This is a genomic window from Methylobacterium nigriterrae (assembly GCF_037106235.1).
Lineage (GTDB): Bacteria > Pseudomonadota > Alphaproteobacteria > Rhizobiales > Beijerinckiaceae > Methylobacterium > Methylobacterium nigriterrae.
On record NZ_JBAWTG010000638.1, the window covers coordinates 1 to 347 of the forward strand.

The window sequence follows — 347 nt, forward strand, 5'->3', positions numbered from 1 at the left end:
GCCGGGCGCGGGCCGCCTCTCCCGGGCGGGTGATGCGGGCTGCCCGCGATCGCTCGATGCGCCCCTCACGCGGCGGTGAGCATCCGCCCGTCGTGCCCCGCGAGCACGACCTCGCGGATCTCGCCGGGCGCGGCGGCGAGCCGCACCGGCGTGAAGGCCTCGGTGCGGCCCGTGCCGCCCCGCTCGGCCAGCACGCGGCGGGTCTGCCCGCCCTCGGCGTCGAGGTGGCGCGCCAGCGCCGCCTCCCCGGCCGCCCTCAGGCGGGCTGCGCGCTCGCGCACGCTCCCGGGGGCGACCGGCGGCATCCGGGCGGCCGGCGTGCCGGGCCGGGGCGAGTAGGGGAAGAC

Annotated in this window: 1 pseudogene; it reads right to left on the minus strand. The window is 82.4% G+C overall.

The annotated features are described in order from the left end of the window. Positions 1-65: 65 nt before the first annotated feature. Positions 66-347 (minus strand): annotated as a pseudogene (locus WDW90_RS38565) (tRNA (N(6)-L-threonylcarbamoyladenosine(37)-C(2))-methylthiotransferase MtaB); the annotation flags it as partial.